Annotated in this window: 15 protein-coding genes and 1 tRNA gene; 5 read left to right on the top strand and 11 right to left on the bottom strand. The window is 64.2% G+C overall.

Annotated features, from left to right (window positions below; genetic code table 11):
* Positions 1–76: 76 nt before the first annotated feature.
* Entirely contained in the window at positions 77–2,140 is a 2,064-nt protein-coding gene (ppk1, locus tag ACLFKU_RS14395) for a polyphosphate kinase 1 (RefSeq protein ID WP_410849630.1), read from the bottom strand.
* Between the two features lie 204 nt (positions 2,141–2,344).
* Here ppk1 and ppx point away from each other — a divergent pair, with 204 nt between their 5' ends.
* A complete protein-coding gene (gene ppx / locus ACLFKU_RS14390; protein ID WP_018433461.1) occupies positions 2,345–3,997 on the top strand; it encodes an exopolyphosphatase in 1,653 nt (550 codons plus the stop codon).
* A gap of 96 nt (positions 3,998–4,093) precedes the next feature.
* Here ppx and ACLFKU_RS14385 read toward each other — a convergent pair whose 3' ends face one another.
* Both ACLFKU_RS14385 and ACLFKU_RS14380 read right to left on the bottom strand, forming a co-directional pair.
* A complete protein-coding gene (locus tag ACLFKU_RS14385) occupies positions 4,094–4,906 on the bottom strand; it encodes a GNAT family N-acetyltransferase (protein WP_013089997.1) in 813 nt (270 codons plus the stop codon).
* A 155-nt stretch (positions 4,907–5,061) separates the two neighbouring features.
* Complete coding sequence (locus tag ACLFKU_RS14380) at positions 5,062–5,520, bottom strand: SixA phosphatase family protein (protein WP_368585253.1); 459 nt, start codon at positions 5,518–5,520, stop codon at positions 5,062–5,064.
* Positions 5,521–5,809: 289 nt separating this feature from the next.
* Between ACLFKU_RS14380 and ACLFKU_RS14375 the strand changes: the two genes are divergently transcribed.
* On the top strand, positions 5,810–6,088 hold the full coding sequence (locus ACLFKU_RS14375) for a hypothetical protein (protein WP_410849535.1): 279 nt from the start codon (positions 5,810–5,812) through the stop codon (positions 6,086–6,088).
* 205 nt (positions 6,089–6,293) lie between these two features.
* Here the strand turns inward: ACLFKU_RS14375 and ACLFKU_RS14370 are convergent.
* A tRNA-Pro gene (locus ACLFKU_RS14370) sits at positions 6,294–6,370 on the bottom strand.
* Between the two features lie 70 nt (positions 6,371–6,440).
* Positions 6,441–6,599 (bottom strand): DUF3309 family protein, encoded by a 159-nt coding sequence (locus tag ACLFKU_RS14365; protein ID WP_176105549.1) that lies wholly within the window; start codon positions 6,597–6,599, stop codon positions 6,441–6,443.
* 139 nt (positions 6,600–6,738) lie between these two features.
* Here ACLFKU_RS14365 and ACLFKU_RS14360 point away from each other — a divergent pair, with 139 nt between their 5' ends.
* Entirely contained in the window at positions 6,739–6,930 is a 192-nt protein-coding gene (locus ACLFKU_RS14360) for a hypothetical protein (protein ID WP_368585255.1), read from the top strand.
* A 63-nt stretch (positions 6,931–6,993) separates the two neighbouring features.
* On the opposite strand, the gene ACLFKU_RS14355 is transcribed toward ACLFKU_RS14360, so the two are convergent.
* Entirely contained in the window at positions 6,994–7,170 is a 177-nt protein-coding gene (locus ACLFKU_RS14355) for a hypothetical protein (RefSeq protein WP_368585256.1), read from the bottom strand.
* 180 nt (positions 7,171–7,350) lie between these two features.
* Between ACLFKU_RS14355 and ACLFKU_RS14350 the strand changes: the two genes are divergently transcribed.
* A complete protein-coding gene (locus tag ACLFKU_RS14350) occupies positions 7,351–7,518 on the top strand; it encodes a hypothetical protein (protein WP_410849534.1) in 168 nt (55 codons plus the stop codon).
* A gap of 226 nt (positions 7,519–7,744) precedes the next feature.
* Here the strand turns inward: ACLFKU_RS14350 and ACLFKU_RS14345 are convergent, their stop codons facing one another.
* Together ACLFKU_RS14345 and ACLFKU_RS14340 are read right to left on the bottom strand one after the other, a co-directional pair.
* Positions 7,745–9,142: an MATE family efflux transporter gene (locus tag ACLFKU_RS14345; RefSeq protein ID WP_410849533.1), complete on the bottom strand. Its 1,398-nt coding sequence runs from the start codon at positions 9,140–9,142 to the stop codon at positions 7,745–7,747.
* Positions 9,139–9,447: a DUF2288 domain-containing protein gene (locus tag ACLFKU_RS14340; RefSeq protein ID WP_410849532.1), complete on the bottom strand. Its 309-nt coding sequence runs from the start codon at positions 9,445–9,447 to the stop codon at positions 9,139–9,141. The genes ACLFKU_RS14345 and ACLFKU_RS14340 overlap by 4 nt, the downstream gene beginning before the upstream one ends.
* A 58-nt stretch (positions 9,448–9,505) precedes the next feature.
* Between ACLFKU_RS14340 and ACLFKU_RS14335 the strand changes: the two genes are divergently transcribed.
* Positions 9,506–9,658: a hypothetical protein gene (locus ACLFKU_RS14335; RefSeq protein ID WP_410849531.1), complete on the top strand. Its 153-nt coding sequence runs from the start codon at positions 9,506–9,508 to the stop codon at positions 9,656–9,658.
* A gap of 781 nt (positions 9,659–10,439) precedes the next feature.
* On the opposite strand, the gene ACLFKU_RS14330 is transcribed toward ACLFKU_RS14335, so the two are convergent.
* The 3 genes from ACLFKU_RS14330 to ACLFKU_RS14320 all read right to left on the bottom strand — a co-directional run bounded on the left by ACLFKU_RS14330 (position 10,440) and on the right by ACLFKU_RS14320 (position 12,645).
* On the bottom strand, positions 10,440–10,766 hold the full coding sequence (locus tag ACLFKU_RS14330; protein ID WP_368585260.1) for a hypothetical protein: 327 nt from the start codon (positions 10,764–10,766) through the stop codon (positions 10,440–10,442).
* Between the two features lie 97 nt (positions 10,767–10,863).
* Positions 10,864–11,583: a peptidoglycan DD-metalloendopeptidase family protein gene (locus ACLFKU_RS14325; protein ID WP_368585261.1), complete on the bottom strand. Its 720-nt coding sequence runs from the start codon at positions 11,581–11,583 to the stop codon at positions 10,864–10,866.
* A gap of 153 nt (positions 11,584–11,736) precedes the next feature.
* On the bottom strand, positions 11,737–12,645 hold the full coding sequence (locus ACLFKU_RS14320) for an aldose epimerase (protein WP_410849530.1): 909 nt from the start codon (positions 12,643–12,645) through the stop codon (positions 11,737–11,739).
* Positions 12,646–12,934 lie beyond the last annotated feature (289 nt).

The following is a 12,934-nucleotide window of genomic DNA, read 5'->3' as shown; positions in this document are numbered from 1 at the left end:
CTGGAACAGGCGGTTTTTTTATGCGCGCAGATCGTCAGGTGCCCGCCGTCGCGGCGAGCACCCGCAACACGGGCGACTACGAACAGAACTTGCCGAGCAGGCTCATCTGCGCATTGCGCGACGCCTTGCCCGGCCGGCGCCGGCGATAGTGACCATCGCTTTGCATCAACCAGGCCGACTGGTTGTCGCCGAGAAACGCCGATAGCCCTTCCGCGATCACGCGCCGTTTCAGCCGCCGGTTGTTGACCGGAAATGCGACTTCGACGCGCCGGAACAGATTGCGATCCATCCAGTCGGCGCTCGACAGATAGACCTGCTCCTTGCCGCCGTCGTAGAAATAGTAGATGCGATGATGTTCGAGAAAGCGCCCGACGATCGAGCGCACCGTGATGTTCTCGGAGAGTCCTGGCACGCCCGGCTGCAGCGAGCACACACCGCGCACGATCAGATCGATCTTCACGCCGGCCTGCGCTGCTTCGTACAGTTCGGCGATCACCGTCGGCTCGAGCAGCGCGTTCATCTTCGCGACGATGCGTGCCTTCCTGCCCGCCCGTGCGTGCTCGGCTTCCTTGCGGATCGCTTCGACGAGCTTCGGATGCAGCGTGAACGGCGATTGCCACAGTTCGTGCAGCTTCAGTTCGCCGCCGATGCCGGTCAGCTGCTGGAATACATGGTGCACGTCCTCGCAGATCTTCTGATCGGCGGTCATCAGACCGAAGTCGGTATAGAGGCGCGCGGTGCGCGGGTGATAGTTGCCGGTACCCAGGTGCGCGTAGCGCTTCAGGGTCGACTTGCCGCCCGCCAATACGCGTCGCACGATCAGCATCATCTTCGCGTGACACTTGTGGCCGACCACGCCGTAGACTACATGCGCGCCTACCGCTTCGAGCTGCGAGGCCCAGTTGATGTTGGTTTCCTCATCGAAGCGCGCGAGCAGTTCGACGACCACCGTGACTTCCTTGCCGTTGCGCGCGGCCTGCATCAGCGCGTCCATCAGCGGCGAGTCGGTGCCGGTGCGATAGATGGTCTGCTTGATCGCGACCACGTTCGGGTCCTTGGCGGCCTGCAGCAGCAGTTCGAGCACCGGCTGAAAGCTCTCGTACGGATGATGCAGCAGCACGTCGCCCTGGTCGATCACGTCGAACATGCTCGCGGCATTGGCGATTTGGGGCGGCGTCGACGGAATATGCGGCACGAACTTCAGATCTGGCCGGTCGACCATCTCGGGCAATTGCATCAGCCGCACCAGGTTGACGGGGCCGTTCACGTAGTAGCAGTCCTTGTTCGACAGACCGCTTTCGTCGAGCAGGCGCCGCACTACGTGCGCGGGCGTTTCCGCCGACACTTCGAGCCGCACCGCATTGCCAAGATGTCGCGCCGGCAGTTCGCCCTGCAACGCGACGCGCAGATTTGTGATTTCGTCTTCGTCGACGAACAGTTCGCTATTGCGGGTGATGCGAAACTGATTGCAGCTGCGCACGACGAGATTCGGAAACAGCTCGCCGACGAAGCGCTGCAGCAGCGAGCTCAGCAGCACGAAGCCATGCGGATAGCCCGACAGCTCCTGCGGCATGCGCACGAGGCGCGGCAGCGCGCGCGGCGCCTGCACGATGCCCATCATCGCCTGGCGGCCGAATGCATCCTTGCCCTCGAGCTCGACGACGAAGTTCAGGCTCTTGTTCAGCACGCGCGGAAACGGATGCGCGGGGTCGAGACCGATCGGCGTTAACACCGGCAGCAGTTCGTCGAAGAAGTAGTTACGCGCCCATTCGGTCTGCGCGTCGCTCCATGCTTCGGTGCCGTGGAAATAGATGCCTTGCTCCTCGAGCGCGGTGAGCACCGTGTCGTGCAGCATCGTGTACTGGCGATGCACGAGCTTCTGCGCACGTTCGACCACGAGGTCGTACACGTGCTGCAGCGACATGCCGTCGGGCGACAATGCGCCGGGGTTGTCGCGCATCTGTTCCTGAAGCCCGGCCATGCGGACTTCGAAGAATTCGTCGAGATTGCTACTGGTGATGCAGATAAAACGGAGACGTTCGAGCAGGGGGACGGCGGGATCGGCGGCTTGCGCCAGCACGCGCTCGTTGAAACCCAGAATGCCCAGCTCGCGATTCAATAGGGGATAGCGGACGGACATCGGTGGCGAGATTGGAATGTCTGAAATGGCGACGGAAAGACGCTCGGAAATTCTCACGATTTGATGACGTCCTGATGACATCGGCGGTGTTTTAAACATTTTATGCCGCAATCGTCGGCTGTCGTCAATATGACGCGCTACCTATGCGACGATACCGAACTCCCTGCGCCGCGAGGTGACACCGTGAAGGCTGCTACGCTTAGAATGGCGTCTTTGAACAGTGCGGCCGGCCGCGACGCGCATCATGCGTCGAAGGCGCCGGGCAGGCGCGTGGCGCTGCCAGCGTCCGCCGCCACGCCCGCAGCCGCAGCCGCCGCGCTCGCGCGCATGGAGTACGCTTACCCGATGGTCAATATCCCTCATCTCCTCGCCGCCGTGGATCTCGGTTCGAACAGCTTCCGGCTCATCGTGGGCCGGGTCGAGGAAACCGACGCGGGCAGCCAGATCTATCAGGTCGACGCCTTGCGCGAGCCGGTGCGGCTCGCGGCCGGGCTATCGAGCGACAAAATGCTCGATCGCGCCTCGCAGGTGCGTGGCTGGGATGCGCTGAAGCGCTTCGGCGAGCGTCTGCGCGATTTTCACCCCGACCACGTGCGCGCGGTCGCGACCAATACGCTGCGCATCGCGAAGAATGCGGGCGAGTTTCTCGGCGAAGCGCAGGCGGCGCTCGGTTTTCCGATCGAAGTGATCGCGGGGCGTGAGGAAGCGCGCCTGATTTATGCAGGCGCCGCGCACTCGGTGCCGGCGAGCGCGGGCAAGCGGCTCGTCGTCGATATCGGCGGCGGTTCGACGGAATTCATCATCGGCTCGCACTACACGCCGATCAAGATGGAGAGCCTGTATATCGGCTGCGTGAGCCATAGCCGCACGTTTTTCCCGGCCGGCAACGTCGACGAATACACGATGCGTCAGGCCGAGCTCGCCGCGCGCCGCGAAATCCAGATCATTTCCGCCGAATACAAGAAGACCGGCTGGGAGCAGGCGATCGGCTCATCGGGCACCGCCCGCGCGCTCGCCGAACTAGTCGAGGCGAACAATTTCAACGATGCCGGCGTCACGCACGGCATTTCGCGCGGCGGCCTCGAGCGGCTCAAGCGCGCACTGATCAAGGCAGAGAACGTCAACCGGCTGAAGCTGATCGCGCTGAAGAGCGACCGCGTGCCGGTGCTCGCGGGCGGCCTGTCGATCATGATCGCGGTATTCGACGAACTGGGCGTCGATTATGTCGACACCACCGACGGCGCGCTGCGTCTGGGCGTGATGTACGATCTGCTCGGCCGTTCGCAGCACGAGGACATGCGGACGGTGACGGTCGGCGGCTTCATGCGGCGCTACGGCGTCGATCGTGCGCAGGCGGGGCGTATCAGCGATCTGTCGACGAGCTTCTACGATCAGTTCATCGAACCGGACGAAGAACGCCGCGCGGAGAACCGGATGTTCATCGGCTGGGCGGCGTCGCTGCACGAAATCGGGCTGTCGATCTCGCATAGCGCTTATCACAAGCATTCGGCGTATATCGCAAGCAACGCCGACATGCCCGGCTTTTCGCGCACCGATCAGGCACGCCTCGCCGCGCTCGTGCTCGGCCACGCGGGCAAGCTCGGCAAGCTGTCGCAGACGCGCGACGTCGAATGGCCGCTGCTGTTTTGCCTGCGGCTCGCGGCGTTGCTGTGCCGTCGACGCGCGGACGTCGGCCTGCCGGGCATCACGGTTGCTCAGGCGAACGGCGGTTACGAAGTGCGTTTGCCGAACGAGTGGGTCGCCAACAATCCGTTGACGGACTACAGCCTGATCCAGGAAGCCGCGGAGTGGGAGAAAGTCGGGATTCCGTATCGCGTGGTTTATACCGACGATTGATGTCGCGCCGATCGACGCACGCTTCGATTCGCAGCGTGCGCGTGCACAAAAAAAGCCCTGCAAATGCAGGGCTTTTTCGTTTCCCGGTGATGCAGCTTATCGCGGCAACGCATCGCCGAGGAAGTGCCGCGCGTAGCGGGCGTTGATATCGGACAGGCGGAACAGCGTCAGGAAGTCCGCGGTATTGAAGTCGGGGTCCCACGCCGGTGCGCCGCAAATCTTCGCGCCGAGTCGCAAGTAGCCCTTCACGAGCGGCGGCGGCGCGACGGCGGCGCCGGTCTGCAGGTCGTCGACCGGCAGCGGCGTATGCGGGAACGCGCGATATTCGGGCGCGGTCAGCGCGTTGTCGCGCAGCGAGCAATACAGGTTCGCCGCATAGTGGCCGCCGTCGGCCATCGCGACGCTCGCGCAGCCGAGCATCGTCTCGTAGCCGTTGTGCTTCATGTACGCGCCGAGCCCTGCCCACAGCGACATGATCACAGAACCGCTGCGATAGTCGGGATGCACGCACGAGCGGCCGACCTCGACCATCTTCGCGCGCAGATGCGTGAGACGCGACACGTCGAACTCGCTTTCCGCATACAGACGGCCGATGCGCGCGGCCTGATGCGGCGGCAACGCGCGATACGTACCGACTACTTTCAACGTGTCGAGATCGCGTACCAGCAAATGATCGCAGTACGAATCGAACGCATCGACGTCGAGGCCGGCGGGGCCGCTCAGGCGCGCGCCCATTTCGTCGGCGAAGACGCGATAGCGTAGACGCTGCGCTTCACGCAGCTCTTCGTCGGTACGCGCCCACGAGACTTGCAGGCGATGCTGCGCGGTGACCGTTTCCTCGGCGCGGGGCAGACGGCGCGGTTCGAAAAGCGAGGCGAAGGGCAGGGTGGGCGTGGGCAGTTCTCGCATTGGCTGTCCTGGTCGAAAAGAGGGAGGATTTCTTTTTTCGCCAATGTAGTAACGCGCGGTGACGCTCGCATGGCAAAGCTGTGACGATTGGATGACTGCCCGTAAGCCCTCGCGTGCGTGCCCGTAAAGTCGGATGCGTCGCGCGGCGCGCGCGCTCAGATCAGATCGGGACTGATGGCGGCGCGCAACACCGCCTCCTCTTCGCCGTGGCGCTCACGGCTCTCGATCCACCAGATGCCCGCTTTTTTCAGCGGCCAGCTCGCGCGGCTGTCGCCGAGCAGTTGCGCGGCGACGTGGCCGAGCGTCGGTTGATGGCCGACGATCACCACGGTCTGCGCGATGCCGCCGGGCCAGCCGGCCGCTTCGAGGACATCGTTCGCGCTCGCGTTCGGCGCGAGTTCGCGCACGACGCGATACTGGTCGCTCAACGTCTCGGCGGTCTGGATCGTGCGCACGGCGGGGCTCGCGAGGACGACCGCGTCCTCGGGTAGGCGCGCGCGAAGCCATTTCGCGGCGTTCTGCGCCTGCTTGCGGCCGCGCGTCGTGAGCGCGCGGGCGAGATCGCTCGAGGCGACATCTTCTGCTTCGGCGTGACGCCAGAGGATCAGGTCCATGAGAGTCTCCTTTTGAGCGGCCTAGGAAGGCATTGCGGCGGGTTTGCGCGTCTTCGCAGCGAGGTACGTGCGCAAGCACTGTCGCATGCACGGGTGATGATTTGCAAGGCGAGTGCCTGATGGATTGGCTGTCAGCGTCCGGGTGAGCGCGGGCCAAAAAAGCAAAAACCCGCGAAGCCGGAGGCTTCGCGGGTTTCGACTTGCTTTTCGTGGTGGGAGCGAAAGGATTCGAACCTTCGACCAACCTTCGACCCTCTGATCTCGAATCAGGGCGTTTTGAGATTCCGGCTTGTTGATTGAATTTCATGCAGGCACCAAGACGCGCGGCTTCGGCCTGCGCGTCACGTCGGCAGGCGCGCGTGCCGACACGGTCGAAGGCCGCCTGCACGGCCGCACGATCCGCTGCACCACTGACGATCCTGCCAACCGGAAGCCGGAGGGCGCCCGCCAGCATGCCGCTGACCTCCGCGTGCTGATCGACATGGGCCTTGACCCGCGCGAACAGGAAGCCCGGCAGCGCGCCGCCGCCGACGCGAAGCGCGAGGCGGCACCTGAACGAAGGTTTTAAAAAGTACTTTCCAATCGCGCCTTAACGCTGCGCGCGCCGAAAACAACGCGGCTGGCGAAAATGATAGCTTTTGATAGCAGATTTTAGAGGAGGGGGCGCGACGAAGGCCGATTCGCGTTGGTCGAATTTGCCTACACAGCGCCTAGACGGACCCAGAAAGCAAAAAGCCCAGCCGGTTAAGGCTGGGCTTTTTGCTTGATTCCAATGGTCGGAGCGAAAGGATTCGAACCTTCGACCCTCTGATCCCAAATCAGATGCGCTACCAGGCTGCGCTACGCTCCGACGAATCCGAGAGTATAGGGGGTACGGACAGGAGCGTCAATGCCTTGGCTTGCGCTGGCTCGGCGGTCAGCTATATTCGCCCCATCAACAGCAGAATGATCACGACGATCAGCACGACGCCGACAAGCCCAGTCGGTCGATAGCCCCAGCCGCTGCTATACGGCCAGCTTGGCAATGCGCCGATCAACAGCAGGATGAGCACGATTAGCAGGATGGTTCCGACGGTCATGGCGTTCTCCTTTTCGAGGGGCCGCGAAATCGCTGGCCGCATCGTCACGCTGGTTTGGCGCACGCGCGCCGCGACAATCGACGCGCGTATCGCGCGCCTGTTGCTGGATCGGAACCCGCAAGGCATGTGCCCATCACCGATGAAGATCGATGCGGCGAGGCCTTGGACGACGGTGAAAAAAGAGGGGGCGGCGCGCGTAGCGTCACCGTTCGATGTATGTATGCCGAAGGAACTGAAAAGGTATTGCGCACGTGCAGCGGACGACGACGCGCGCGGCGCAAACATGCGCCGCAACGCCGGTCATCGCGTCATCGAGCGGACGCGCAACTGAGGCACTGCGATATGCCGGTGCCGCGACTAGAGCCGACTCGGTCCGAGTCGAAGATCACCCGCATCAGTGCCTTGGACGCCTCCAATGCGGCATATGCAGGTGCTGATGCGTCCAGTGATGCAGCATGCCCTCGCCGTCGTGTTCTCGCCGGTAGGCCCGCGATTCGAAAATCGACAACGCCACCAGCACGAGCAAGCCTATTGCGAGCCCGATAAGGCCCGCGATCGATTCACCGTCCATGGCAGTCTCCCGGTAGGTTCAGCCATGAACCCATAGTAGCGCAGGTCTGGCAAAATCTCACGAAATGGAACGAGCGGGGCACGAGCGGGCGTGATGGCGTCGCGGAACGCGCTTTGCGGGTAGACTCTCGGCGCGCCGGCGGACTTCCGCCATCCCCTTTGTCCCGGAGACGATTGCAAAATGACCCGCGTTCTGACTGTTGCCTTGCTGTTGTGCGCCGGCGTCGCCGGCTGTGCGGACCATCCGTCCGCGCATCACGGCAGCCCGCCACATGATCCCGCCGACTACCACGGCGTGCCAACCGACGATCGGCCGCCCGCCATGGTGCCCGCGCCCGTCGCACAGTGAGCGCTCGGCGAATTGAAAACGATCGGGAAAGGGAGGGGCGGGGAAAGCGAAGCACCGGCGCGGGCACGCCGGCACTTCTGACCCGTGCCGACTGTTCGCGCGGAGAGCACGGGCTGAAAACATTCTAGGACGCGCTCGTTATGCGATATGTATGCGCTTGTTTCAAGCCGTAACGTTCTGTCGTCCGCCGAACAGCCAACGGGGCGCGGCGCGCCGCACCGCGCGACTACGCCGCCGCAATCCCTCGCGACACGCCCGGCAGGTAGCGCGCGAGCGTCGCGCCGCGGGTGGCCATGAAGATCAGCAGCGCGATCCACAGCCCGTGATTGCCGTGCCACGAGAGCAATGCCGACGACGCCGCGACGAACACCACGAGCGACACCACCATCGCCATCATCAGTTCGCGCGTGCGCGTCGCGCCGATGAACACGCCGTCGAGCAGGAAGCCCCACACCGAAATGACCGGCGACAGCGCCGCCCACGGCAGATAAGTTTCGGCCGCCGCGCGCACGGCGGCCTGATCGGTCAGCCGCTCGATGATCCATGCGCCCGCGCCCCAGTACACGAACGAGAAGCCGATCGCGCCGAGCGCCGACCACATCGCGGTGACCTTGACCGCCTGCGCGAACGCGTGACGATCGCGCGCGCCGATCGCCGCGCCGACCAGCGCCTCGGCCGCATGCGCGAAACCGTCGAGCCCGTACGCCATGAAGGTCTGAAAATTGAGCAGCAATGCGTTCGCGGCGAGCGTCGCGTCGCCTTGCCGCGCGCCGAGATGCGCAAACCAGCCGAACGACGAAAGCAGACACAGCGTGCGCACGAAGATGTCGCGATTGAGCACGACGAGACGCTTCAGCGCGGCGGTGTCGAACAACGCGGCGCGATTCAGCGCGGGCAGGCCGCGCGGCCTGCCGTGCCATAGCAGCGCGAGGCCGAGCAAGAAGCCGAGTGCGTCGGCAGTCGCGGTAGCCGCGCCGATGCCGGCCACGCCCCAATGAAACGCGTACACGTACAGCAGCACCGCGACGATGTTCACGCTGTTGATGAACACCTGCGACAGCAACGCGAGCCGCACCCGCTGCGTGCCGAGCAGCCAGCCCAGCACCACGTAATTGCCGAGCGCGAGCGGCGCGGCCCAGATGCGCGCGTGGCAATACACCTGCGCATGCCGCTGCACCGCGTCGCTGCCGCCGATCGCCCGCAGCGCGTAGTCGATCAGCGGTTGCTGCACGAGCAGCACCAGCGCGCCGATCGCAGCCGCCATCAGCAGTGCGCGCACCACGCTGTTGCGCAGCTCGTCGCCGTGGGCCGCGCCGTGCGCCTGCGCGACGAGGCCAGTGGTGCCCATGCGCAGGAAGCCGAAGCCCCAGAACACGAAGTTGAAGAAGAGCCCGCCGAGCGCAACGCCGCCGAGGTAGGAGGCGCGATCCAGATGACCGGCGACGGCGGTATCGACCGCGCCGAGGATCGGCTGCGTCAGATTCGCGAGGACGATCGGGAACGCGAGCGCGAGCACCCGGCGATGCCAGCGTACCGGCAGCGCCCGCCCGCTGGCTGAATGCGCGGCGGTTTGGGAAGGCGCGCCGTCGGGCGTCCCGGCATCGGGCGTCCTCGCGTCGCTCAAGAGCGCTCCTGAACGCACACCCACGGCGAGACGACGACTGCCCACAGCTCGGGATCGCGCGCGGCGAAATCGGCGGCCGTCTCCGACGGCACGCGCTCGACGAGGCCCGAAGACAACCATTGGGCGACCTGGGTGGTGTCGTCGTTGGCGATCGCTTCGGCGACGCTCACGAGATCAAGGTCGCGCGCGACGTGCAGCAGGATGCCGCGCGCAAAGAAACGTTCGAGTTCGCTCCAGCCGATCTGGGCGGTTTCGCCGAGCAGCTTCGCGTACAGGGGGCTTTGGGGGGCGTCGTTGGAAGTCATAGTAGGCGGGTCGGACGGGGTCGTCACTATAAACCATTGGCGCAGACCGGCGAGCCGCATGGCGGGCCTGCGCAACGCGCGGAGCGGTCTTTTATGCATCGCCGGACTGAGTCGGATTCTGAACCTGGATACCGACGGATTCAACGACGACGGCGCACGCGCCGTGCCGCCAATCAGCGCCGCGATTAATCGTCCGAATATTCCGAATTGAAACGCGAGTTTGAATGGTTTCAAAATTGTCGGGGAATTGTCGATGTTAAATCTTTCACTATTCGCGAATTTGTTGTGATGAAATATCGAAGCTTATTCCGAACCCGTTGCCGCGACTAATCGATGCGTTACGTGCGTTTCCGCACCAAGTTAATATTCACGAGCAAAAGCGGGCTTATTGCCGCACGAGTTAGTGTTATTCGGACAGATGTCTTTCCTCTGCTGTTTTCCCGGCATTTTCCTCGATGGCCCAAGAACATTGGCTGGTGCGAGGCTCGGACAATCCAGTTTGAATGACCTCGCGGGCCGAGTAGCCCGGCCGCGGCGCATTTAGCCGGTCTCATTCCGACATTTCCGATTCACGGATTGCGTAATCCGTACGCCGTGTAACATTGACCGCAAAATTAATCGATTGCGCTTGTAAATGCAGATTGTTAGATTTCGTTCTGGCGCATGGTGAACCGGTCCTTTGCCGATATGCGCCGAACCCCCGTTAGCCCGGCTTCGTGCCGGGCTTTTTTTTGAACCGATTTACGCGGGCGTTTAACCCGTCGCGGCGATCTTCACCGCGAATTCACATACACGGCCGATGATGGCGGATTATTTTTTCGGCGCGAGGCTCATGACCGGGGTGATCATCTTTGTCGGCGTATGGGTTATCGCGCTCGCGTTGCTGCTGCGCTTCGCCGCTCGCATCGATCCGCGCTCGGGACGCCGGCGACGCCGCTGATCGGTGACGCTATCCCGCTGGGCGGCCGTGCCTGGCGCACAAAGTGCCGCCATTACTGCTTGCAGCGAATGACCATCGAACGGTTTTTCACATTCGCGCCAAAAATCCCGCCGATCGTGCCGCCCGACGTTGCGCCGCTGTCGACGTCTTTCGACACCACGTCGTACCCGTAGTTGCCGCAGGTTTCGCCCGCGCGCTTGTAGCACTCGGCCCAGCTCGTGCTCGCGTCGCTGCCGCTGCAGTTGATCGCGAAGCCGGTGTCGCCGCTCGGCAGATAGGTCATCGTAGTCGTGGTCGAGCAGCCGCCGAGGCCGCCGAGCGTCAGGAGGCCGAGACTGATCGTTGCGGCCGCCGCGACGCGCGCCAATGGGCTTTTCATTTCAGATTCCTTGCAAATCTACGAAGGGCGTGGCGCGCAGCCACGCCGCTTCGAATTGAGCGTTTATAGCACGGTGGGTTCTCGCGCCCGCCGCCGCCTAGCGCGGCGGCAGTTCCTTCGACGGATCGATCGAGCGGCCCTGGTAGCGCAGCTCGAAATGCAGCATCACGCGATCGGTATCGGTGTCACCCATTTCGGCGATTTTCTGGCCGCGCTTGACCGATTCGCCTTCCTTCACGAACAGCGTGCGGTTATGCGCGTAAGCCGTCAGGTAGTCGGCGTTGTGCTTGAGGATCAAAAGATTGCCGTAGCCGCGCAGACCGTTGCCCGCATAGACGACGGTGCCGGGCGCCGCCGCGACGATCGGTGTGCCGGCCGCCGCGGAAATATCGATCCCCTTCGAGTTGCCGCCGTCGAAACGGCGGAACACGGTGCCGTCGGCCGGCCAGACTAGCGAAATCGGCGCGGGCGCGGCGGCCGGCGCAGTGTCCGCCGGCGCAGCACGCGGCGCGGCCGAAGCACTCGCGCTGCCGCTACCACCGCCGCCGCCGCTACGGATCGCACCGCTCGTCGACGCCGTTCCGCTCGGGGGCGCGACCCGCAGCACCTGGCCGACCTCGATGTTGTCCGGATTGGTCAGGTTGTTCCAGCGCGCGATGTTCTGCACCGATTGGCGGTTGCCGCGCGCGATTTTCGACAGCGTGTCGCCCCGTTCGACCCGGTAGTAGCCCGGCGCCACCGGCGCCGACCCGCACGCGGCGAGCAGCACGAACAATGCCGCGCAACCGAGTCGTTTGATTCTTGTTGTTTCCAGCATTGGACCTCGCAAAGCGCTGCCGCGCGCCGATCCCGATCACGCGGCACAGACAGACAAAGCGTTCGATTCTAACGGTTTTGTGTTGCGCCCCCCGGCGAGGAGGGCGAGGCGGCGGGCGGCCGCTTCGAGCCGCTCGCCGCCGGCGTCGGCATATCAGCTGGTCTTCTCGACGGTAATGCGCAGTGCCGCCGTCTCGGTTTGTCCCGGCTCGAGCCAGCGCAAGCCGCGGCCGTTATGGATCGCATCGGGCAGCCCGAGCCACGGCTCAACGCAGTAAAAGTCCGACTGCGGCGTTTCGGTCCACGTCGTGACCGAGTACCAGGGCACCGAGCCGGGCCGCTGCAGATCGATCGTAATCACGCGGTTGATGCCCGGCGCCTCGACCCGCACCGGTCGATCGGGCGTGCCGCTCAGGCAATGGAAGCGGTCGTGGATGCGGTCTTCGTCGAGCGTGTAGCTCGCTTCGCCAGGCTCGGCGGGGCTGATCGAGCCATCCCCGAGCTGACGGCAGCGCTCGGTGGGCGGCAGCTCGATCGTCGTCTGCGCGCGCTGCGTGTGCGGCAGCGTGAAGTAGAAGTGATGGCCGGCGTAGTAGGGCAGGGGCGTGTGGCCGGTATTGGTGGTGGTCAGCGTCACGTCGAGCGTGCGCGGATCGATGAGCTCGTAAGCGGCTTCGAAGCGAAAGCCGAACGGATAGACGGCGCGGGTCGCTTTGCTGTCGGTCAGAATCATGCGCAGGCCGGCGCCATGCACGTCGGCGTGGGGCTCGAACGGCAGGTCGCGCGCGAAACCGTGCATCGGCATCTCGCGCACGGTGCCATGCGCGTCACGCCAATGGCCGATCTTGCCGTCGACGAAGTGACGGCCGAGAAACGGAAACAGCAGCGGATTGCCGCCGCGAATCCGCGCGGGCACGCTCCAGTCGGCGTGTTCGGGCCAGTGGATCACCTCTTCGCCATCGATCGTCCACGATAGCAGACGGCCGCCGCCTTGCGGCGAAAAGCGGAGCACGGAGGCGTCCTGGGCGATCTCGAGAATGTCCTGTTCCGGGGAGAGGGGCATGGTCAGTAGGTAGCCAGATAGAGGTTGAGGGTCGTGCAAAGCGGTTGGCTGCGTCGGCCGTTGCATCCGGATGAAGCGGCGTTTTGCGCCACTCGCCGCGACTGCGTCAGGCGCGCTGAAACCGCGATTTTGCGCTGCTTTGCGCTACGGGGAAACCCTTCCCGGGAAATTGCGGGTGTCGGAAAAGGGCGAATCCTATTGATAATCCGCCTGAGCGTCCGGTCTATCCGACTCCCGGGCGAATCGGCTCAGGAGGCATCATGGATCTCGCAATGGCAATGGCCGTTTC

Origin of the sequence: Paraburkholderia sp. EG304, from assembly GCF_046543485.1 — a bacterium.
In the GTDB taxonomy this organism is placed as follows: Bacteria; Pseudomonadota; Gammaproteobacteria; order Burkholderiales; family Burkholderiaceae; genus Paraburkholderia; species Paraburkholderia youngii.
This window is presented reverse-complemented; position numbering and strand designations above follow the sequence as displayed.